Annotated in this window: 19 protein-coding genes; 14 read left to right on the top strand and 5 right to left on the bottom strand. The window is 53.0% G+C overall.

Features of this window, described 5'->3' with window-relative positions; all coding sequences use genetic code 11:
• Window positions 1–69: 69 nt before the first annotated feature.
• Entirely contained in the window at window positions 70–1,419 is a 1,350-nt protein-coding gene (locus ACHZB8_RS09475; RefSeq protein ID WP_316860018.1) for an extracellular solute-binding protein, read from the bottom strand.
• 418 nt (window positions 1,420–1,837) lie between these two features.
• Here ACHZB8_RS09475 and ACHZB8_RS09470 point away from each other — a divergent pair, with 418 nt between their 5' ends.
• The 3 genes from ACHZB8_RS09470 to ACHZB8_RS09460 are packed head-to-tail and all read left to right on the top strand — an operon-like array spanning window position 1,838 to window position 3,613.
• Window positions 1,838–2,365 (top strand): CBS domain-containing protein, encoded by a 528-nt coding sequence (locus ACHZB8_RS09470; RefSeq protein WP_316860017.1) that lies wholly within the window; start codon window positions 1,838–1,840, stop codon window positions 2,363–2,365.
• 49 nt (window positions 2,366–2,414) lie between these two features.
• Window positions 2,415–3,176 carry an SDR family NAD(P)-dependent oxidoreductase gene (locus ACHZB8_RS09465; protein WP_316860016.1) on the top strand — a complete coding sequence of 254 codons (762 nt, stop codon included), beginning with the start codon at window positions 2,415–2,417 and terminating at the stop codon, window positions 3,174–3,176.
• The gene (locus ACHZB8_RS09460) at window positions 3,173–3,613 is read left to right on the top strand and encodes a nuclear transport factor 2 family protein (protein ID WP_316860015.1); all 441 of its coding nucleotides are present in this window, start codon (window positions 3,173–3,175) and stop codon (window positions 3,611–3,613) included. Before ACHZB8_RS09465 ends, ACHZB8_RS09460 begins: the two co-directional genes overlap by 4 nt.
• 85 nt (window positions 3,614–3,698) lie before the next feature.
• Here the strand turns inward: ACHZB8_RS09460 and ACHZB8_RS09455 are convergent, their stop codons facing one another.
• From ACHZB8_RS09455 to ACHZB8_RS09445, 3 genes are read right to left on the bottom strand one after another with little or no spacing between them, the layout of a single operon-like run.
• A complete protein-coding gene (locus ACHZB8_RS09455; RefSeq protein ID WP_316860014.1) occupies window positions 3,699–4,955 on the bottom strand; it encodes a cyclopropane-fatty-acyl-phospholipid synthase family protein in 1,257 nt (418 codons plus the stop codon).
• Complete coding sequence (locus ACHZB8_RS09450; RefSeq protein WP_316860733.1) at window positions 4,939–5,799, bottom strand: DUF1365 family protein; 861 nt, start codon at window positions 5,797–5,799, stop codon at window positions 4,939–4,941. The genes ACHZB8_RS09455 and ACHZB8_RS09450 overlap by 17 nt, the downstream gene beginning before the upstream one ends.
• A 28-nt stretch (window positions 5,800–5,827) precedes the next feature.
• Window positions 5,828–7,183, bottom strand: coding sequence for an FAD-dependent oxidoreductase (locus ACHZB8_RS09445; protein WP_316860013.1), 1,356 nt, complete (start codon window positions 7,181–7,183; stop codon window positions 5,828–5,830).
• 232 nt (window positions 7,184–7,415) lie between these two features.
• Between ACHZB8_RS09445 and ACHZB8_RS09440 the strand changes: the two genes are divergently transcribed.
• From ACHZB8_RS09440 to ACHZB8_RS09415, 6 genes are all read left to right on the top strand, one after another.
• Window positions 7,416–7,970, top strand: a complete 555-nt coding sequence (locus ACHZB8_RS09440; RefSeq protein WP_316860012.1) for a sigma-70 family RNA polymerase sigma factor — start codon at window positions 7,416–7,418, stop codon at window positions 7,968–7,970.
• A complete protein-coding gene (locus tag ACHZB8_RS09435) occupies window positions 7,967–8,641 on the top strand; it encodes a ChrR family anti-sigma-E factor (protein ID WP_316860011.1) in 675 nt (224 codons plus the stop codon). Before ACHZB8_RS09440 ends, ACHZB8_RS09435 begins: the two co-directional genes overlap by 4 nt.
• A gap of 8 nt (window positions 8,642–8,649) precedes the next feature.
• The gene (locus tag ACHZB8_RS09430; RefSeq protein ID WP_316860010.1) at window positions 8,650–9,384 is read left to right on the top strand and encodes an SDR family NAD(P)-dependent oxidoreductase; all 735 of its coding nucleotides are present in this window, start codon (window positions 8,650–8,652) and stop codon (window positions 9,382–9,384) included.
• Window positions 9,381–10,817 carry a deoxyribodipyrimidine photo-lyase gene (locus ACHZB8_RS09425; RefSeq protein ID WP_316860009.1) on the top strand — a complete coding sequence of 479 codons (1,437 nt, stop codon included), beginning with the start codon at window positions 9,381–9,383 and terminating at the stop codon, window positions 10,815–10,817. The genes ACHZB8_RS09430 and ACHZB8_RS09425 overlap by 4 nt, the downstream gene beginning before the upstream one ends.
• Before the next feature lie 110 nt (window positions 10,818–10,927).
• Complete coding sequence (locus ACHZB8_RS09420) at window positions 10,928–11,692, top strand: SDR family oxidoreductase (RefSeq protein WP_316860008.1); 765 nt, start codon at window positions 10,928–10,930, stop codon at window positions 11,690–11,692.
• Between the two features lie 131 nt (window positions 11,693–11,823).
• Window positions 11,824–12,678, top strand: a complete 855-nt coding sequence (locus ACHZB8_RS09415) for an SMP-30/gluconolactonase/LRE family protein (RefSeq protein WP_316860007.1) — start codon at window positions 11,824–11,826, stop codon at window positions 12,676–12,678.
• Here the strand turns inward: ACHZB8_RS09415 and ACHZB8_RS09410 are convergent.
• The gene (locus ACHZB8_RS09410; RefSeq protein ID WP_316860006.1) at window positions 12,668–13,681 is read right to left on the bottom strand and encodes a helix-turn-helix transcriptional regulator; all 1,014 of its coding nucleotides are present in this window, start codon (window positions 13,679–13,681) and stop codon (window positions 12,668–12,670) included. The two genes, ACHZB8_RS09415 and ACHZB8_RS09410, sit on opposite strands and share 11 nt — an antisense overlap.
• A gap of 175 nt (window positions 13,682–13,856) precedes the next feature.
• Here ACHZB8_RS09410 and ACHZB8_RS09405 point away from each other — a divergent pair, with 175 nt between their 5' ends.
• From ACHZB8_RS09405 to fucO, 5 genes are all read left to right on the top strand, one after another.
• Window positions 13,857–15,362, top strand: coding sequence for a rhamnulokinase family protein (locus ACHZB8_RS09405; RefSeq protein WP_316860005.1), 1,506 nt, complete (start codon window positions 13,857–13,859; stop codon window positions 15,360–15,362).
• Window positions 15,359–16,606: an L-rhamnose isomerase gene (locus ACHZB8_RS09400; protein ID WP_316860004.1), complete on the top strand. Its 1,248-nt coding sequence runs from the start codon at window positions 15,359–15,361 to the stop codon at window positions 16,604–16,606. Before ACHZB8_RS09405 ends, ACHZB8_RS09400 begins: the two co-directional genes overlap by 4 nt.
• Before the next feature lie 12 nt (window positions 16,607–16,618).
• Window positions 16,619–17,464 carry a rhamnulose-1-phosphate aldolase gene (gene rhaD, locus ACHZB8_RS09395; protein WP_316860003.1) on the top strand — a complete coding sequence of 282 codons (846 nt, stop codon included), beginning with the start codon at window positions 16,619–16,621 and terminating at the stop codon, window positions 17,462–17,464.
• A gap of 59 nt (window positions 17,465–17,523) precedes the next feature.
• Complete coding sequence (gene rhaM / locus ACHZB8_RS09390; protein WP_316860002.1) at window positions 17,524–17,838, top strand: L-rhamnose mutarotase; 315 nt, start codon at window positions 17,524–17,526, stop codon at window positions 17,836–17,838.
• A gap of 152 nt (window positions 17,839–17,990) precedes the next feature.
• Complete coding sequence (fucO, locus tag ACHZB8_RS09385) at window positions 17,991–19,139, top strand: lactaldehyde reductase (RefSeq protein WP_316860001.1); 1,149 nt, start codon at window positions 17,991–17,993, stop codon at window positions 19,137–19,139.
• The last annotated feature ends 265 nt before the right edge of the window (window positions 19,140–19,404 follow it).

Below are 19,404 nucleotides of genomic sequence, written 5' to 3'. Positions count from 1 at the left end.
CGTGCCGCCCAGCCCTTTGATGAAATGGGGATTGCCTGTGCCTGCGTTTTGGATCACAGGCGCATCGTCTTATTTGATGATGATGGCGTCGGCCATGGTGGATTTATATTCTGCTTCCACTTCGGCAACCGCATCGGCAACGGACTTCTGGCCGGTCCATGATGCTTCGAGACCTTTGAACATGATGTTCCAGAAAGCGCCAAATTCGGTGCTGTTCGGCATGGAGACAGCATGTGGCAAGAGACGCTCGGTGGCTTCGGATGCCCAACGGTCATTTGCATAAAGCGGGATGCTTGCCTGTGCATCGCTGATGCCAAGATGTGAAGATGCAATCGCATGCAGTGTGTTGAGGCGAGGCTCGGATGCGATGGAGATCAGGTTGGCTGCAACCTCGGCGACGGCATCGTCACCGGTGCTTGACACCAGATAGACCAGAGGATGGGTCACGGTGTTGGCCTTGCCGTTTTTGTTGCCGGCAGGGATCAGAGTGAACTGGATGTTGCCAAAGAAATCTTCCTGACCTTCTTTGATGTAACGGCCATAGTGCCAGGTGCCGCCATGCCAGGTGCCAGCCTTGCCGTTGGCAACTTCGTTGTACCACTGACCCCAGTCGGAACCGAGATGCGTGGCAGAGGTCACGCCCATTTTAACCGCATCAGAAAAGAACTGATACATGTCGGTCATGGCCTGTTTGTTGAAGACAAGCTTGCCGGTTTCCTCATCGAGAATTTCGCCACCGAAGCTGACGTAGAATTGCCAATAGTCGGGACCGTTGGAAACGCGTGGGGAGAAGCCTTTGCCTGCTTCAACCAGACCCGCATCCTGCATTTTCTTGGCGTCGTCCAGAGCGTTATACAGGGTGTATTCGCCAGCCAGAACCTTTTCAGGCAGAGCGTCGATCTGCTCGTCTGTGTAACCGATTGCTTTGAGGTGAGGCTTGTAGAAGAAGAATGGGCGGGATTCGGCATCTTGCGGCAGGCCCCAGACCTGACCGTTGAAAGAGGAAATCTCGATCAGGTTGGGATAGATCGAGTTGACCGGCCATGCATCAAGGTCGATATAGTCTTCGATCGGGCGGATAAGACCAGCCTGGGACCAAGGGGCGATGTCTTCATGGCCTGTGACGGCAATGTTTGGTGCGGTGCCGGATTCTGCGGCCAGGGTAAAGGCTTGTTTGAAATCATCCCAGCCGGAGAAGATTTTCTTTTCAACCGTGATGTTCAGCTCTTCGCCACGGACAGCGGCTTCGCGCATCATCAGGTCAGCGGCAATTTCAATATTGTCAACGCGATAGTGGGAGCTTTCTCCGGTGCCACCAGCCCAGACGCTAATGGTGTAATCGGTAGCAAATACAGCGGTGCTAGACAGTGCGAGCGCAGCGGTGAGGGCTGCGACTTTCAGAGTTTTGGAAATGGTCATCCCTATTTCTCCATGAAAAAAGTTGCCAGAATTGGAAAAGGGCAATTTTGCACGCGGGTGCGGTTTGACGGAATTTTTGTGTTCTTGCACACGTGTGCACTCTGAGAGATTACGAGTCTTTCGTGACAGGAATATTACGGTTTGTCAGTATCTTTATGACAGGTGGATCTGCCGCTTTTGCTGAAATCATTGAGCTTTTTCTCGGCTGATCGAGGGATGTTTTTCAAATGAATGAATGGCTTGTTACATGTTCGATCATTGAGTTTTCATGATTCCCCGACGCTTCTCGTTGTATTCGGCGAGGTTAAGCGAAGGGTGCATTGCCAAATTGTCGCAGGCTTTGATAGGCTGCGGGTTCAATTGGAATTTGGTCAATCAACGCAAGTCTTTCGACATTGCATGACGAGGGAGACTAGAAATGGCGCCTAGCTCGTATCAGGGCCCCCGAGTGGAAACCAAGGTGCAAGGCAGTGCATCGCAGGATGCGAGGATTGCATTCGAGCATGCCTATAGCCAAGCTACGGTCGGGGACCTGCTTGAAGAAAAGGGGATTTCCCTTTTCTCGGTTACCAAAAGCATGAGTCTTCTTGCGGTTTCGGCAGAATTGACCGCAAGACAAATCGGCAACTTGCCTGTGGTCAATGCAAATGGCGGGCTGGTTGGCGTCATTTCCGAGCGTGACATTATCAAGGCTGTGGCCGAGGCGGGGGATAAGGCGCTGAAAATGTCAGCCGAAGATTTCATGACAGCCAATCCCAAGAAATGTGTGCGGGGTGACAAGATCGTTGATGTCATGAAAATCATGAGCGATGGACATTTCCGGCACATGCCTGTTGTCGATGGCGATAGACTGGAAGGCGTGATTTCGATCCGCGACATCGTCATGCATCGGGTCAAGGAAGTGGAATTCGAGGCCTTGCGTCTCAAACAGCTTGTTGTTGGCTGATCCATATCAGGTGCGATCTCGTATACCCTTGTAGCAAAAGGGATCGCGCATGTCTGAAGAGTTGAAAACACGCTGGCATACAGTCTGGATCATAGGGGCAAGCTCCGGGACAGGGGCGGCCCTTGGACAGTTGTTTGCCAAGGCGGGCGCAAGGGTCATCATAAGCGCCCGCAGGACGGAAAAGCTCAACACGCTTGCCGCGCTAAATCCCTCCCTTTACCCCTTGCCTCTCGATGTCGCTGATACACGCAGCATTATGCACGCTCTTTTGACACTGGAAGAGCAAAGCCTATTGCCGGATCTAACCATTTATTGCGCTGCTGTCTATGAGCCCGGAGGCGTTGAGGCGCTGACCTTCAAGGAGGCAGAGCGCCACATGCGCATTAACTATCTCGGCGTGGTTGGCGTTATCGAAGCCTTGTTGCCCAAATTGAAGCAGAAAGGCCGTGGCGGGATTGCGATCGTTTCTTCACTGACTTCCTATTGTGGCTTGCCGATGGCGGCATTCTATGGCCCGACCAAGGCTGCCCTGGCGAGTTTGTGCGAAACGCTCAAACCGGAGTTTGATCGTATGGGGCTTGATCTTTATCTCATCAATCCGGGATTTATCGATACGCAATTGACCCGAAAAAATGCGTTCGACATGCCATTCCTCATGTCGGCTGACGAAGCGGCTTTTCGCATTTTCAAGGGAGTTGAGCGGTCTGCTTTTGAAATCGCTTTTCCTGCGCGTCTGGCGCTCGGTTTGCGGTTGATGCGTCTGTTGCCTTATCGACTCTTTTTCAAACTGACTGGAAGGATGCTGTCATGACGATTTCGCCAGAAAAGCGAGAGAGTGTTGCCCGACATTATGCCGACTATTTCGAGCATCTGCATTCCGAGACTATTGCAGAAGTTCATCCTCTCATCAGCGATGACATTCACTTCGTCGACCCGTTCAATGATGTGAAAGGCCGCAAGCATCTTGTTCGGGTGATTGAAAAGATGTTCGAAGATGTAGAAGACCCACAATTCAGGATCCTTGATCTGGCCTTCACGGATACGGTGTGTCTGATGCGCTGGGATTTTTCCTGCAAGGCACCGGTCATTGGCCAATGGACTGTGAGGGGCATAACCGAGCTGCAATTTGATGCGGACGGGCTGATCTGCGCCCACTATGATTACTGGGACGCCAGCCGACATTTTTATCGTAAACTGCCCTTTGTCGGCTGGATGATCAGGCAGATTTCGAAAAAGGCGAGCATTTGACTTGAGCTTCGCCAAAACAAAGCGGGCTGCCGTCTAGCCTGCCCGCTTTCATGTTTCCTTGCTGAATACTTCAGAACCCGGTCCCTCAGGTCGGTCTTTTGTAACAATAATGCCCGACATTGATTGTCTTGTTGGCGAAACCTGCTTCGCAATAGGCAAGATAGAAGAGCCACATGCGGCGAAACCGCTCGTCATAGCCAAGCTTTGAGATTTTGGGCCATTGTGCAAGAAAGCGTTCTCTCCACCTGGCCAGTGTCTTGGCGTAGTCGGGCGCAAATGTTTCCCTGAAGACCGGGATCAACCCGGCCTTTTTGGCATGTTCCAGAAGATGCTCTTCGGTGGGCAACATGCCGCCCGGAAAGATATAGGCCTGAATGAAGTCGGCGCCATTTCGATATTTCTGATAGTTGGCCTTGTCGATGGTGATCGCCTGAAGTGCTGCGCGTCCACCGGGCCGGAGGTTGTCGTGCAAATGCCTGAAATAGGTCGGCCAATGCTCTTCGCCTACCGCTTCAATCATCTCGATGGAGACAATGGCGTCATATTCACCTTGCTCATGACGATAGTCGCGAAAATGAAAGCGGGCGTTCGAAGCGAACCCCTTTTGCTTGGCGCGTTCATTGGCATAGTCGAGTTGCTCTTTTGACAGGGTGAGCCCGTCAACTTGACATCCCTTGAGCGCGGCCCGCTCGGCAAAGGCACCCCAACCGCAACCGATCTCGAGAATGGACTGGCCTTTGCACGCCTGACTCAATTCGAGAGCGCGGTCGAGTTTGCGGATTTGCGCCTCTTCCAACTTTTCCTGATCACCAAGCTTGAAGGCGGAAGAGTAGGTCATGCTCGGATCCAGCCACAGCTCATAAAAGTCATTTCCCAGATCATAATGAAAGGAAATATTCTTGCGGCTGCCCTTGATGCTGTTGGCGCGAGTGAGATGCTTGAGATGGGCAAACCAGCGCGCGATCTTTCCGTTTGATCGTATCATCTCGAACACCGAACGATTTTTCAGACACAGATCAAACAACTTTGAAAGATTGTCGCAACTCCAGTGTGAGGCAATGAAGCTTTCCGCAATGCCTAGGGTGCCTTTGGTCAGGATGTTCCAAAGCGTTCTGTTCTTATGGATGTAAACCTGAACGGACTGTTCTTTGCTGGTTTCCGAGCCATAAATGAGCTGATCTCCCGTTGGCAATGTGAATTCCACACGTCCATGATGCATGCCGGAGAAGATCGGGTTCAGAAAACGGTGCCAGATGCGGCTTTGCAGTCTCGGGGTTTTTGAAACAGACATGGAACCGGATCTGTCAGACTTGGTTTGCGCGTGATTACTCTGCAACGTCATGAAGGTGATCCTTTGCAAAAAGGTTTGAGCGATGGAGTGCCGTGATCTTTTCTTCAGGCTTTGGGGGTCGCCTGTAAAAAGGAGCTCCTTTGCGCCATAACCGAAAGGCTTCGATATGTATGGTTGCGAGGATTTTCCATCCGCTTTGTAATGATATTACAAATGTCGAGAGTAGATTTCCAGTCGTCAAGGGGCGTCTGCGGGCGACAAAGGTCGCCACGAGGGTAGATGGTTGTTTACCAATTAGTTGAATCGAGTAGGACAGCTTTTCATGAGGCAGCTTTATGGAAAACTTGTATTTCCCTTCGATTTCGAGAAAAGGCGACACGTAAAATTTTTTTTCGCCTTCGTGGTGGAGGCGTTCTTTCTGTGCGCAATCTGCATCTTCCGGTGGAATGCGGTAAATATAATGATGCCGCTGACCGAATGTGTTGCTTACCTGATAGATGATGGCCTGAAGCCTGTCCGTTTCATCGCAGCAAAAGACAAGCGTCAGCGGATTGAAGCTGTGCCCCAATAGGCGCGGGAAAGTCAGGAGCGAGAAGCGCTTCGGCAATTGATCTCCGGGTTGGAATTCACCCGAGATGGTGAGCAGATGGGTCAGATAGTCTTGAAGGTTGGCAAAGCCTTCCTCCATGTGATCCTTTTCATGAAAACTGATCAGGTTGAATTTGTTCACGGAAAAGAGGGCTGATCGGCCTCTTGCATCCTCAAGACTATCGAGTGGTAACAGCAGCGAGGTTACCCGATAAGCGAGGCGATGCTCTAGAGCACCACGCCGACTATGTGTTACGAGCCCCTGATAGAGGCAAGGCCTGGGCGCAAAGACATTTGGGTCTTTCATCATCATTTCACCGCTGCCAAGGGACCGGTCAGGCCGGAATCCTTGCTCCCATTTGTGTATTGGAAGAGGTTACGACAATTCTACATGAGGGTTCCTTGAGCGACCACGGGCGCTGCATGTCTCCCAATTGCTCGGCGACGGCGAGACCCGTCTGGATTCCATCTTCATGGAAGCCGTAACCGAAATAGGCACCGCAGAACCAGGTCCGGCGATTGCCCTGCAAGGTCCAGAGTTCACGCTGTGCCTTGATCGCTTCCATGGAGAAGACCGGGTGATGATAAAGCTGCGATCGCAAAACGGTTCCTTCAGCAGGTTGTTCGATTGGATTGAGTGTCACGAACAGATCGTCCTCGCAGGCAAGTGGCTGCAACTTGTTCATCCAGTAGGATACGCAAAGCCGGCTTTCCTCCTCGCCTGTCTCTGTTTTTGCGCTTTGGATATAGTTCCAGCTCGCCCATGCCGCCCGTCGCTTTGGCATCAGGGCCGGGTCCTTGTGCAGAATGGCAAGATTGCGATGATAGGGTATGGCCGAAAGTAGCCTTTGCTCTTCTTCATCAATCGAACCATTGCCTGCGGCCAGAATCTGCATCGCCTGATCGGCATGACAGGCAAGCACCACATGGTCGTAGCGCCTTTCCAAACCCTGACGGGACTTGATCGTGACCGACCCCGGTTTGCGAATGAGGTCGGTAATCGCCTGATTGAGAAAAATCTCGCCTGAAATCTCTTTTGCTATCCGCTCGACATAGCGTTGGGAGCCGCCGGGAATGGTGCGCCATTTGGGTCTGTCACGAAACTGGACAAGGCCATGATTGATGGAAAAGCGCATGAAGGCTTCAAAAGGGAACTTCATCATTTCCGCAGATGGAATGCACCAGATTGCCGCTCCCATCGGAATGAGGTGGTCATTGATGAAGGCATCGGAATAGCGACGCTCCTGCAAATAGTCTTCAAGGGTCAAGGCCCTGATGGCCTTGTCCGTAATGTCTCTGGGAGCTTGGGAGTAGAAGCGGCGAATATCGGCCAGCATTTGCAGAAACCGGGGATTGATCGCGTTGGATGGTTTGGCAAATAGCCCTTTGAAACCGCGACCGCTATATTCCTGATCCTGATCACGCAGGCTGGCGGAAAAAGACATGTCCGATAAGGCCGTCTCGACACCGAGATGGTCGAACAGACGTGTCAGGTTCGGGTAGGTTTTTTCATTGAATACAATGAAGCCGGTGTCGACATCGACCGGTCCGGTGGAGGTCAAAACTGTTTGGGTATTGGCGTGGCCGCCTAACCTGTCGTCTTTCTCGAAAAGATCGACCTGATGGTTTTTTGACAACAGCCAGGCGGCCGACAGTCCGGAAATGCCTGATCCGATAACAGCTATTTGCATGGTGGTCTCCGCAATTTTTCTTTTATTCGGTCCAGGATGCGGCGTGGATCACCTGGGATGACTTTTATTTGGCTCGAGAGCTGAATGGGGCTTAATGGGCGGGAAAAAATTCTCCTCATCCAGTGATCCGTTTTTTCACTCATTAGGTAAAAGCTACGATGTCACTTTAGGGGTGGATTTGTTCATGACGATATTGCAAGCTCTTGAAAATAGCTCAGGAGGAGGCACAGGGATGACCGCAAGGCACCTTACTGCCATGCTTGTCGCGCTGGGAGAAAACCGGGACCGCACAGCTTTTCGTTCGCTGTTCGAGCATTTTGCGCCGCGCATCAAAAGCTTTTACTTGAAGGCTGGCACCAATCCGCAAATGGCTGAAGAGCTGGTTCAGGAGACATTTACTCAGATATGGCGCAAGGCGCATCTTTATGATCCGGGCAAGGCCGCGGCTTCGACTTGGATCTTTACAATCGCCAGAAACCAGCGCATTGACCGGCTTCGCTCGGAGAAAAGCGTCGTCTACAAGGATCAGGAGTTTTTTGCCTCGCAACTGATTACCGATGAAGAGCAGTCGAGGGATCTTCATCGCAATGAGCTGGTTGATCGCGTCGGCAAAGCGCTGGCCTTGTTGCCAACCAATCAGGCAGAGATTGTCAATATGGCCTTTTATGAAGATGCGACCCATGCCGAGATCGCCAAGAAACTGGCATTGCCGCTCGGCACCGTCAAATCCAGAATGCGGTTGGCATTCGGACGGCTGCGCAAGATCCTGTCGGAGGTGGAAGCATGATAAATCATCATTTGAGCGATGAAATGATCATGGCCTTTGGGGCCGGAACACTATCGGCCGGACAAGCCTTTCTGGTGGCGTGTCATCTTGATATTTGCCCCCATTGTGCAGCCCGCGTTGCCGAGGCCGAAATGATCGGTGGCGCGATGATCGAGACTTGCGATGAGGCGTCTCTATCCGATGATCTGTTTGATCGCATTCTCATGGATATTGATGACGATTCAATGCCCTTGTCCGCCACGCCTGCTTCGGCTTCCGGATGGGCGGAGCGTGCGTTGGGACAAGTGTCGACACCCCGGTTGCTGGAGGCTTTGGTCGGTTCAGACTATGACGCGATCAAATGGCGCTCGGTTGGTCCGGGGATCAAGCAATATCTCTTGCCTGTTGAGGATTCGGAAGGTGAAAAGGTTAGGCTCTTGCGACTCTCGCCCGGATTCGTGACTCCCGAACACAGCCATCATGGCAGTGAGCTGACATTGGTACTGAAAGGGTCCTTTTCAGATGACACGGGGCGCTATTGTGTCGGAGATATTCAGGATGCGGATGAAGAGACCCATCATCATCCGATGGCTGACACCGAGGAAGAGTGCATCTGCCTTGTCTGCACCGATGCGCCGCTCGAATTCAAGGGCATGATCCCCAAACTTTTACAACCGATCTTGGGAATTTGAGTGCCGCGATGGTTGAGCATATTGCTGTGTTCGGAGGGTCTGGCGCTATTGGAGGGGCCATGCTGGCCGAGCTTCAAGCGCGCTATCCCAAAGCTGATATATGCGCTGTCTCGCGATCCGGCAGATTGTCTTTTCTTTTGCCGGATGAGCAGGGCGTTCGGCACTTCCCCGGTCTCGACCTGACCTGTCAGGAAAGCATCGAGGCGCTCTGCTCCAAGGTGCTCGAGAAAGGCTTTCCAGATCTGGTTCTGGTCGCAACAGGTGTGCTTCATGGGGATGGCTTTGCGCCAGAGCGTAGTCTCACGGCGCTGGACCAATCGAGCCTTGAGAAAGTGATGGCGATCAATTTTATTGGGCCAAGCCTTTTGATGAAGTGTTTCCTGTCGAAAGTGCCGCGCAAGGGAGCTTTTCGTATGGGGCTTCTGAGTGCACGGGTCGGGTCCATATCGGACAATCGGCTCGGAGGCTGGTATGCCTATCGCAGCTCGAAAGCGGCGCTGAACATGATGATAAAAGGTGCTGCGATCGAACTCAGGCGACGCAATCCCGAAGCGATCGTCGTGGGGCTTCATCCCGGAACCGTCGACAGCGATCTATCCAAACCCTTTCAGGCCAACGTGCCAATGGAGAAATTGTTTGATCCGGCTTTTTCAGCCAAAGCGCTCATTGATGTGTTGTTATCCCGCAGCCATGCGGATTCGGGGCGCTGTTACGATTGGGCCGGGAAGGAGATCGATCCGTGACGTCTGTTGCTATTCATTGGTTTCGGCAGGATTTGCGCCTTGCAGACAATCCGGCCCTGTCAAAAGCCGTCGAAGCGGGGCGTTTGCTGCCCATCTATATTCTTGATGACGACACCGCGGGTGAGGCTCGAATGGGCGGAGCAAGTCGCTGGTGGTTGCATCGCTCTCTTGAGGCGCTTGATCGACAGTTGGGTGGCAAGCTGCGCCTTTATCGCGGCAAGGCGGAGGAGATCCTGCCACAACTGGTAAAGATCTATGATGCCCAGACCGTTAGCTGGACCCGGTGTTATGAGCCTTGGCGGATCAAACGGGACAAGACAATATCATCAAGGCTTGAGTTGGCAGGATGCAGAACCATTCGGCTCAACGGCTCGCTGTTGTGGGAGCCCTGGAGCATCAAGAAGCAGGACGGCACACCCTACAAGGTTTTTACGCCTTTTTATCGTAAGGGATGCTTGCAGGCACCGGCTCCTGCCATGCCGATGGCTGCCCCTCACTCCATCGCCTTTTGCGCGGCAAAAGCGAATGATGGGGCTCTGTCGCTTGGCGATCTTGGGTTGTTGTCAAAAATCGGTTGGCATGACACCCTGGAGCCTTATTGGGAGGTGAGCGAGAAAGGTGGAGCTGATTGCTTGGCTCAGTTCATTGATGGTGGGCTTGATGGCTACAAGACGGGACGGGATTTTCCATCTCTGGCGCATATATCACGCTTGTCTCCCTATTTGCATTTCGGCCAGCTTTCTCCCAATCAGGTCTGGCATGCGACGGAGCGTTTGGCAGAGGACCAGGGTGTCCCAGCTGCGGATATCGATCATTTTCGAAGTGAGCTTGCGTGGCGGGAATTTTCCTATTCGCTGCTCTATTACAATCCCGATCTGCCGTCGGTTCCGATTCAGGCAAAATTTGCAGATTTCGAATGGCAGAGTGATGAGGCTTTGCTCAAGGCCTGGCAAAGTGGTCTGACGGGGGTGCCGATTGTTGATGCCGGTATGCGGGAGCTTTGGCAGACCGGCTATATGCATAATCGGGTCAGAATGATTGTCGCCTCGTTCCTTATCAAGAATCTGCGCATTGACTGGCGGCAAGGGGAAGCCTGGTTCTGGGATACACTGGTGGACGCCGATCTGGCCAACAACGCTGCCAGTTGGCAGTGGGTCGCTGGATGCGGTGCCGATGCTGCTCCCTTTTTCCGTATTTTCAATCCGGTCTTGCAGGCTGAAAAGTTCGATCCTGAAGGGATCTATATCCGTACATTCGTGCCTGAGCTGGCCAAGTTGCCCAATAAATATCTGGCCAGGCCATGGGAGGCACCCTCATCGACATTGCAAGAGGCAGGCGTCACGCCGGGAGAGAGCTATCCCAACCCGGTTGTTGATTTGAAGCACAGCCGAGAGATGGCACTAGAGGCCTACAAGCGTTTGAGTGAAGGCTGATTTTGCTTTTCGTAGGCTTCCTGTTTTGCTTGTGACTTTCGCTTTTTGAGCGCTAGGAAAGCTTTCGATATTTGTTTTACTCTTCAAAATAACACATTGAGGAGGACAACATGGTTGCAAATTTTCCAGATCTTGAAGGACAGTCGGTTTTCATCACTGGTGGCGGTTCCGGGATCGGGGCTGCTTTGACTGAAGGATTTCTTCGTCAGGGATGCAAGGTTGCTTTTGTCCAACGGTCCGATGCTACAGCTTTTTGCGACCGGATGCAGAAGGACATCGGCGAGCGTCCTTTGTTCATTCCATGCGATATCACCGATGTGGAGAAGCTTCGGGCGGCAATTGGATTGGCGTCCGAGCAGAACGGCCCTGTGACCGTGTTGGTCAATAACGCGGCCAATGATGATCGTCACCGGGCTGAAGACGTGACAAAGGATTATTGGGACTGGAATATTTCACTCAATCTCAGATCCTATTTCTTTGGTTGTCAGGCCGTCGTGGAAGGGATGCGCAAGATGGGCGGTGGATCTATCATCAATTTTTCTTCCATCGCCTATATGATGGGGCATGAAGATCTCACCTGCTATGTGACCTCTAACTCCGGCATCAATGGCATGACCAGAAGTCTGGCGCGGGAATGGGGGCCGGACAATATCCGCGTCAATGCGCTGGCTCCGGGCATGGTGCTGACCCAGAAGCAGAAGGACATGTGGGTGACGCCGGAAAGCCTTGCCAATCATCTTTCCAAGCAATGCCTCAAAGAGTCCATCCTGCCCGAGGACATCATTGATCCGGTTCTGTTTCTGGCTTCAAAGGCCAGTCGGATGATGACCGGCCAGTCGCTTGTCGTTGATGGAGGTGTTGTTGTTACGGGATGACGCGGGCTGGCCTTTTTGATGGATTTGCCTTCTTCTTTCGTCTATGTCGGTGGGGCTGGCTTGTGCTGTTCAGGGCAGGCTTGTGACAAAACGTCATGCGTCAACCGATTTGAAGAAACTGGGAGATTGAAATGCCTGTGTTCGATGACCGACTTTGTATGCTTGGTGAAGGCCCGATCTGGCATCCGCAGCGAAAGCAGCTTTTCTGGTTTGATATCAATGGCAAGGCAATGCTTTCCCGGAATGGGGAAGAACAGTTGCGCTGGGATTTCGACGACCATGTCAGCGCCGGTGGCTGGGTCGATCATGATCACTTTGTCGTGGCAACAGGCTCGTCTCTCGTCCTGTTCAATATAGAGACAGGAGAAAAGCAGACGCTTTGCGATCTCGAAGCGGATATGCCGGGCAACCGCTGCAATGACGGGCGTGCCGATCCTTACGGCGGTTTCTGGATTGGAACCATGGGGATCAAATCGGACCCCGGAGCCGGATCAATCTATCGCTATTACAAGGGCGAGCTGAGAAAGCTTTTTGGCGACATAACCGTGACCAATGGAACCTGTTTCACACCGGATCGCAAATGGGCCTGTTACACCGATACCAAGACCCGCCTTTTGATGAGAGTGGCGTTGGATGAAGAGGGCTGGCCGGTTGGCGAGCCCGACATCTATCTCGATTTCCGGGAACAGGATCTCAATATCGACGGTGCTCTTTTCGACAAAGCGGGCAATGTGTGGATCGCTCATTGGGGTATCCATGCTGTCAGGGCCTATGCTCCTGATGGGACTGTCGTGTGCGAAAAGACGTTCCCAGTGACACGCGTTTCCTGCCCGGCCTTCGGTGGCGAGGATTTCAAGACCCTCTATGTGACATCTGCCAGAGCGGGTGCAAAAGAGGAGGAGCTTCAAAGGGAGCCTCTTGCTGGCGCCACCTTCGTTTGCGATGTCGATTTCGTAGGCCAGCAGGACAACCGTATCATCTTGTAGCGGGCATATGGTCCAGTGCCTTGAGATACGCACTTCTGGGGCGCGTGTTCTGGCTATCTGAAGGCACGTTACCAAGGGGTGATGTCTGGGGAGGTGTGGTGACAAACCTCTTGATCCTGTCGCGCACATCCTTGGGTGTCATTTGCAGGAACTGGCGGCAATTGCGCGACATCGAGCGATAGTCTGAAAAACCGGCGGCTTCGCTGGCGTCGTCAAGGCTTCTGTTCGGCTGCCTAATGAGGCTGTTGAGGAATGCAATGAACCGATTGCAAATGCAAAGGCCGTGCGGGGTGAGGCCTGCCATTTCAGACAGACTGCGCTCAAAGCTCCGCCATGAAAGATCATGGATGGCGATCAGGGCTTCGAGATCCTTGCGGCCTTTGGCTTCGGTCAGTTGCGGGGCTTCGAAAATCTTGAGCAGTTTGTCACGAACCTGTTCGTCCGGATCCTTCAGCTTGTAGCTTTCGCTTCTTTGATATTGACGCAAGACCAGAACGAAAAACTCGACCAGATAGGCCATCGCCGCATGTTCGGAATAATCGTCTGAATGATATGTTTCCATATCGAGCAGATCAGCGAGGGCGCGCAGCCGGGTGTAGGCGGTGTAATCGGTGAAGAGCTGTGAGCGGTTAGCCTGAAGCGCATGAAAATCCTCAATCAGACTTCCAATTTTCGGGAAATTCTTGATCAACCTTTCATGATCGAAAAAAAGATTCAGAAGATGCAGGGAATCGACCATCGGATAGGCATGGGTGTCCGATGCGCGCAAATAGGTGATATTGCCCGGCAGCAACAGCCTGAAGGAACCTTCCATGAAGCTTACGCCATGGCCTTTCAGGATATAGGCGACTTCATCGAAATCGTGATTGTGCAGCGGGAAATGCGGTTGGGGATCTCGCCTGGAAACCTGAACGGGTAGCCACAGATTGTGAAAATAGCGAGATCGGGTCACCTGGGTGACGTGTTGAGGCAATGCAATATCAAGATGCAAGGGGGATAGCATAGGAAACCTTCGAGGCTGCGGCCCGTGACGTGGCTTGAGAGCTTTGTGGTCATTTTACGCCATTAAACTGGAAAATCCACCCGTTTTTACCCTGTTCCTTTTGTGGCTTCCAGCTCAGAATGGTGCCGTGAGCACCTGATGAAAGCAGGTGAAAGAAAGAGATTGGGAGGAGATTGTGGCTGGGAGATCTGTCTTGGCGGTTGATCTTGGTGCGTCATCTGGGCGCGTTGTCAAGGTCTCACTTGGCGATGATCAATTAACGCTTGAGGAAATCAATCGGTTTCCGCATGGCCCGCAGCGGGTGGATGGCAATCTGTGTTGGGATCTGGATTATTTGTGGTCCGGAATTTGCGAGGGACTTGGCCTTGCATTCGAGGCAGATCCGACGATTGCTTCAATCGGGGCGGATAGCTGGGCGGTTGATTTTGTTCCCGTTGATGTGAAAGGCAATGCTCTTCTGCCTTTTGTCAGCTACCGCGATGAGCGCACATCGGGGATTGTCGAGCGTTTTCTTTCAGATTGTGGCCTGACGGATCGGGAGCTTTTCCAGAAGACCGGTATTCAATCGCTCGAGTTCAACACGCTTTATCAGCTTTTTGCCCTCAAGGATCATCCGCTTGAAAGCTATCAGGCGCTTGATCGCTTCATGCTTCTGCCTGACTGGATACACTTTGAGCTGACTGGCCTCTGGTCGAGTGAATATACCAATGCCAGCGCATCGCAAATGCTCAGTGTGCATGATCGTGACTGGGACCCCGATCTCCTGCAACAGGTGGGAATGCCTTTGCGAGCAATGCCGAAAATCCGTCAGGCAGGCGAGATTCTCGGGCCGATCAAGCCGGAGTTCTGCAAAGCCTGGAATCTCCCCGTGGCGGCTGATGCCGCGCCGCAGGTGGTCCTTGGCGGGACCCATGACACCGCTTCTGCCGTTGCCGCGCTGCCATCGCTTGCAGAACGACCCTATTTCATATCGCTCGGAACCTGGGCACTGGTTGGCTGTGAGGCTCCGGTACCGGATCTTTCCGACTATGCACATGAACACGGTCTTTCCAACGAAGGCGGAGTGTTTGACAGCTATCGCCAGTTGCGCAATGTCTCGGGCCTCTGGTTCATCCAGAATGTGCGCGAGGAACTGGCACCCGAAAGTGATTTTGCCGATTGGGTCAAGGCGGCCGAGGGGGCCGAACCGGGGCGTTCGCTCATTCGGCCCATGGATGAACGCTATTTCAGAACGGAATCAATGGTGAGCGAAATACAGGCGGCCTGTCGGGAGACAGGTCAACCTGTGCCTGAGAGCCACGGGGAATTGGCACGCTGCATCTTTGAAAGTCTGGCTCTTCAATTCACTCATGTTCTTCATGATTTCGCCAAGGGCGAGACGATTCCGGAATTGCATATTGTCGGCGGGGGAGGGCGCAACGCGCTTTTGTGTCAGATGACCGCTGATTTCCTTGGTCGTCCGGTTGTTGCCGGTCCGTTTGAAGCCTCGGCACTTGGCAATGCGGTGGTTCAGATGATCGGGCTGGGTTGGATCTCTGATATTGCCGAGGCCCGTCGGATCATCAGACAAAGCCAGGAACTGCTTCACTTCGAGCCGCAAACCGGCCCGCAACACAAAGAAATCGCCGAGCGTTATAACGCGCTTCTGGCCAGAACCAAACAGGAGGATATCACCTCATGACCCGTCTTGATTATGATGCGGCCCGAGATCAGTTTGCCGAGTGGGGAGTGGACACCGAGGCAGCCATTGAGCGGCTTGCAACCATTCCCATTTCGATGCATTGCTGGCAGGGTGATGATGTTGTCGGCTTTGAACAACTGAGCGCCGGTAGTGGCGGAGGCATTCAGGCAACAGGGAATTTTCCGGGTCGAGCCCGAAATGTTGCCGAATTGCGCGCCGACCTCGAATTTGCCTACAGCCAGATTCCGGGCAAGCATCGGCTTAACCTTCATGCATTCTATCCGGATACGGATGAACAGCCGGAACGGGATGCGCTGGATTACAAGCATTTCGAGACCTGGGTCGATTGGGCGAAGGAGCAGGGACTGGGGCTTGACTTCAATCCGACATTCTTTGCTCATCCAAAGGCAGACGACAATCTGACGCTTTCGCACCCCGACAAGGGTATTCGCGATTTCTGGATCCGGCATGGCCAGTGCTGTCGTGCGATCGCTGCAAGGTTCGGTGAAGAGCTGGGGTCACCTTGCGTTGATAATATCTGGGTGCCCGATGGCTACAAAGACATTCCCGTTGATCGGATGGCCGCGCGTCAAAGGCTCGAAGCGTCCATCGATGCGATGCTTGCAACCGACTATGACAAGGCACATTTGCTTGATGCAGTGGAGAGCAAGCTGTTCGGCATCGGTGTGGAAGCCTGCACAGTGGGAAGTCATGAATTTTACATGGGCTACGCAATCCGCAAGGGCACTCTGCTTTGCCTCGATATGGGGCATTTCCATCCGACCGAGAATATTGCCGACAAACTGAGCTCAGTGGCATTGTCGGTGGATGAGATTCTGCTCCATGTCTCTCGTCCCATGCGTTGGGACAGCGATCATGTTATTTTGCTCAATGATGACATTCTCGCCATGGCTCAGGAACTGGTCTTCACCAATCTTCTTGATCGCACCCATATCGGCCTTGACTTCTTCGATGCCACAATCTCGCGCACGGCGGCCTGGGTCATCGGCACGCGCAACATGCAAAAGGCACTGCTCAGAGCCCTTTTGATGCCGCAGGAAGAGTTGAAAAAGGTCGAACAGGAACTCAATTTCAGTGATCGCTTCATTCTCACCGAAGAGCTCAAGGATCTGCCGTTTGCGACGGTCTGGGAGGAATTCTGCGTGCGCAAGGATGTATCAACCGGAAAGGCACTTCTTGCCAATCTCAACAACTATCAGGCCAGCGTTGCTGACCGCGGATAAGGACCTATTTCTATGACGAGCTTTTCTCATCCCATCCCTTTTGTTGAGCAGGTTGCTCCCTTTGCCCGTTTATGCTGGGAAATGGGCTGGAACGAAGCCAATGGCGGCAATATTTCCTGGCGGTTGCCGACCGAAGAGGTCGAAAGCGTTCTGGCCCGCCGCTATCCCAATGTGGCCCCTTCCGAACCAGTCAAGCTGCCACAGCCACAGCCGACCCTTGACGGGGAGTATTTCATTGTCACCGGAACGGGGCAGTATTTCCGGCATGCAACCGAATATCCTGATCAGGTCTTCGGGATCGTCAAGATTGTGGATGAGGGTACGGCCTATCAGACCGTTTGGGGCTTTAACAATGGTGGTCGTCCGACCTCTGAGTTTGCTACCCATCTGGCCGGACATGCCGTGCGCAAGCGGGTCTCGAAGGGACGAGAGCGGATCATCCTGCATTGCCATGCACCTGAATTCATCGCCCTCAGCTTCCTGATGCCGCTCGACAGCAAGGAACTGACCTTGGCGCTTTGGCAGAAGATGCCCGAATGCATCGTCATCTTTCCCGATGGTGTGAGGGTGGTGCCGCCGATGTTGCCCGGTACAACGGACATTGCCGATGCGTCCGTCAAGGAAATGGAGCAGGGGCGTGTCATATCCTGGTCTCATCATGGGATTTTTGCCTCTGAAGAGAATCCGGACAAGGTCTTCGGTCTTGTCGAAACAATTGAAAAAGCGTCCGCGATGCATCGCAAGATACTGTCATGCGGTGGTCAGAAACAGTCAATTTCGAATGAGTTGCTGAAAGAACTGACCGACTATTTCGAACGCCTGCTTGTTTGCAAACCGGACTTTCTGGATAGCAAGTAAAGACTTCATGGCCGGGCCCTGTCGGGGTCCGGCCTTGTTTTTGAAAGAGGAGTGAAACCATGGAACGCATCGCCTTCACCATGCAGCTCAAGTCAGGTGTCAAGGACGAATACAAGAAACGGCATGATGAGATCTGGCCGGAAATGGTGGCCGTGCTGAAAGAAGCTGGCGTTTCTGATTATTCCATCTTTCTCGATGAAGAAACGGGCAAACTGTTTGCTGTTCTGTGTCGGCAGGACGGGCATGGGATGGATGATCTTCCCAACAAGGAGATCGTCCGAAAATGGTGGGAATGGAACGCTCCGCTCATGGATGTGCAGCCGGACAATGAACCGGTGAGCAAGCCGTTGGAGGAAATGTTCTATCTGCCGTAAATGGTGTCAATGGATTGGCTGAAACCCCTGGGTCAGGCCGGGACCCTTGATGATCGATGCGCCGGGCCGCAAGCCCCTTATGACTTACGGATGACCGACGATTTTACTTTTTGATATTTGCAACTCACCGAAGCTTGGAAGGAGTGGTTGAAATGCAACGCATGATTTTGAACGAAACATCCTATTTTGGCGCAGGATGTCGGTCTGAACTGGTTGGAGAAATTCAGCGAAGAGGATTTAGCAAGGCTCTGATCGTGACCGATGAAGTGTTGGTCAAGGCCGGGGTTGTTGCCAAGGTAACGGCGCTGCTGGATGGGGCCGGTCTTGGCTATGCCATTTATGACAAGGTCATGCCGAACCCGACCATTGATGCGGTGAAAGACGGTATCGCCGCTTTCAAGGAAGCGGCGGCCGATTATCTTATCGCCATTGGTGGCGGGTCCCCCCAGGACACCTGTAAGGGGATCGGCATCGTGGTCAACAACCCGGAATTTGAGGATATTCGCAGTCTTGAGGGATTTGCTCCGACCAAGAAGCCATCGGTTCCCATCCTCGCAGTTGCGACAACCGCCGGTACCGCTGCGGAAGTGACAATCAACTATGTGATCACGGATGAGGAAAATCGTCGTAAATTCGTTTGCATCGACCCGCACGACATTCCAGTAGTCGCATTCATCGACAGCGAGTTGATGGAATCCATGCCGGTTTCGCTCAAGGCAGCTACGGGCATGGATGCTCTCACACATGCGATTGAGGGATATATCACGCTCGGGGCATGGGAGCTTACCGACGCGCTGCATATTAAGGCAATAGAGATTATTGCCAGATCCTTGCGGGATTCCTGCGCGGGCAAGGCAGAAGGCGTTGAAGGCATGGCGCTTGGCCAATATGTGGCCGGCATGGGCTTCTCCAACGTTGGCCTTGGACTGGTGCATGGCATGGCGCATCCGCTGGGTGCTTTCTACGACACGCCACACGGGGTTGCCAATGCAATTCTGCTTCCGACACTGATGGCATACAATGCTGACTTTACAGGTGAGAAATATCGCGACATTGCTGTTGCCATGGGCGTTGAGGGCGTTGCCGAGATGTCTTTGGAAGAAGCACGAAAGGCTGCGGTCGATGCCGTTCGTCAGCTGTCGATTGATGTGAAAATCCCGACCAAGCTTACGGATGTGGGCGCAAAAGCTGAAGATATTGATGCTTTGGCAGAAGCTGCCATGGCAGATGTCTGCACGGGCGGCAATCCGCGCGAAGCAAAGATCGAAGATGTCAAGGAGCTGTATCGCTCCTTGATGTAGTCGATGTGAGGGCGGGCCCGTTGATGGCCTCGTTCGTTCAATCCGAAACCGCTGTCGGATCGGCAGCGGTTTTCCATTTTTTGGCAAGCGTGCCGGGCCTGTTCACTTGGAAGTGAGGTGCAGGATCTACGCTTCGGTTTGTTCGAATCATCGTCCTTGCCTGCTTGGCGTGACATCTGTCCTCTCGTGTCGACTATTGGCTTTTCCACTGAGACATGTCGTGAACAAATCAAAATAGATATAATTATTCAATATGTTATATTTT

Origin of the sequence: uncultured Cohaesibacter sp., from assembly GCF_963556055.3 — a bacterium.
Lineage (GTDB): Bacteria > Pseudomonadota > Alphaproteobacteria > Rhizobiales > Cohaesibacteraceae > Cohaesibacter.
This window is presented reverse-complemented; position numbering and strand designations above follow the sequence as displayed.

Excerpts from the sequence above, each read along its gene's own strand:
- ACHZB8_RS09475 (WP_316860018.1), bottom strand. The coding sequence starts at position 1,419 with ATGACCATTTCCAAAACTCTGAAAGTCGCAGCCCTCACCGCTGCGCTC.
- ACHZB8_RS09470 (WP_316860017.1), top strand. The coding sequence starts at position 1,838 with ATGGCGCCTAGCTCGTATCAGGGCCCCCGAGTGGAAACCAAGGTGCAA.
- ACHZB8_RS09465 (WP_316860016.1), top strand. The coding sequence starts at position 2,415 with ATGTCTGAAGAGTTGAAAACACGCTGGCATACAGTCTGGATCATAGGG.
- ACHZB8_RS09460 (WP_316860015.1), top strand. The coding sequence starts at position 3,173 with ATGACGATTTCGCCAGAAAAGCGAGAGAGTGTTGCCCGACATTATGCC.
- ACHZB8_RS09455 (WP_316860014.1), bottom strand. The coding sequence starts at position 4,955 with ATGACGTTGCAGAGTAATCACGCGCAAACCAAGTCTGACAGATCCGGT.
- ACHZB8_RS09450 (WP_316860733.1), bottom strand. The coding sequence starts at position 5,799 with ATGAAAGACCCAAATGTCTTTGCGCCCAGGCCTTGCCTCTATCAGGGG.
- ACHZB8_RS09445 (WP_316860013.1), bottom strand. The coding sequence starts at position 7,183 with ATGCAAATAGCTGTTATCGGATCAGGCATTTCCGGACTGTCGGCCGCC.
- ACHZB8_RS09440 (WP_316860012.1), top strand. The coding sequence starts at position 7,416 with ATGACCGCAAGGCACCTTACTGCCATGCTTGTCGCGCTGGGAGAAAAC.
- ACHZB8_RS09435 (WP_316860011.1), top strand. The coding sequence starts at position 7,967 with ATGATAAATCATCATTTGAGCGATGAAATGATCATGGCCTTTGGGGCC.
- ACHZB8_RS09430 (WP_316860010.1), top strand. The coding sequence starts at position 8,650 with ATGGTTGAGCATATTGCTGTGTTCGGAGGGTCTGGCGCTATTGGAGGG.
- ACHZB8_RS09420 (WP_316860008.1), top strand. The coding sequence starts at position 10,928 with ATGGTTGCAAATTTTCCAGATCTTGAAGGACAGTCGGTTTTCATCACT.
- ACHZB8_RS09415 (WP_316860007.1), top strand. The coding sequence starts at position 11,824 with ATGCCTGTGTTCGATGACCGACTTTGTATGCTTGGTGAAGGCCCGATC.
- ACHZB8_RS09410 (WP_316860006.1), bottom strand. The coding sequence starts at position 13,681 with ATGCTATCCCCCTTGCATCTTGATATTGCATTGCCTCAACACGTCACC.
- ACHZB8_RS09400 (WP_316860004.1), top strand. The coding sequence starts at position 15,359 with ATGACCCGTCTTGATTATGATGCGGCCCGAGATCAGTTTGCCGAGTGG.
- rhaD (WP_316860003.1), top strand. The coding sequence starts at position 16,619 with ATGACGAGCTTTTCTCATCCCATCCCTTTTGTTGAGCAGGTTGCTCCC.
- rhaM (WP_316860002.1), top strand. The coding sequence starts at position 17,524 with ATGGAACGCATCGCCTTCACCATGCAGCTCAAGTCAGGTGTCAAGGAC.
- fucO (WP_316860001.1), top strand. The coding sequence starts at position 17,991 with ATGCAACGCATGATTTTGAACGAAACATCCTATTTTGGCGCAGGATGT.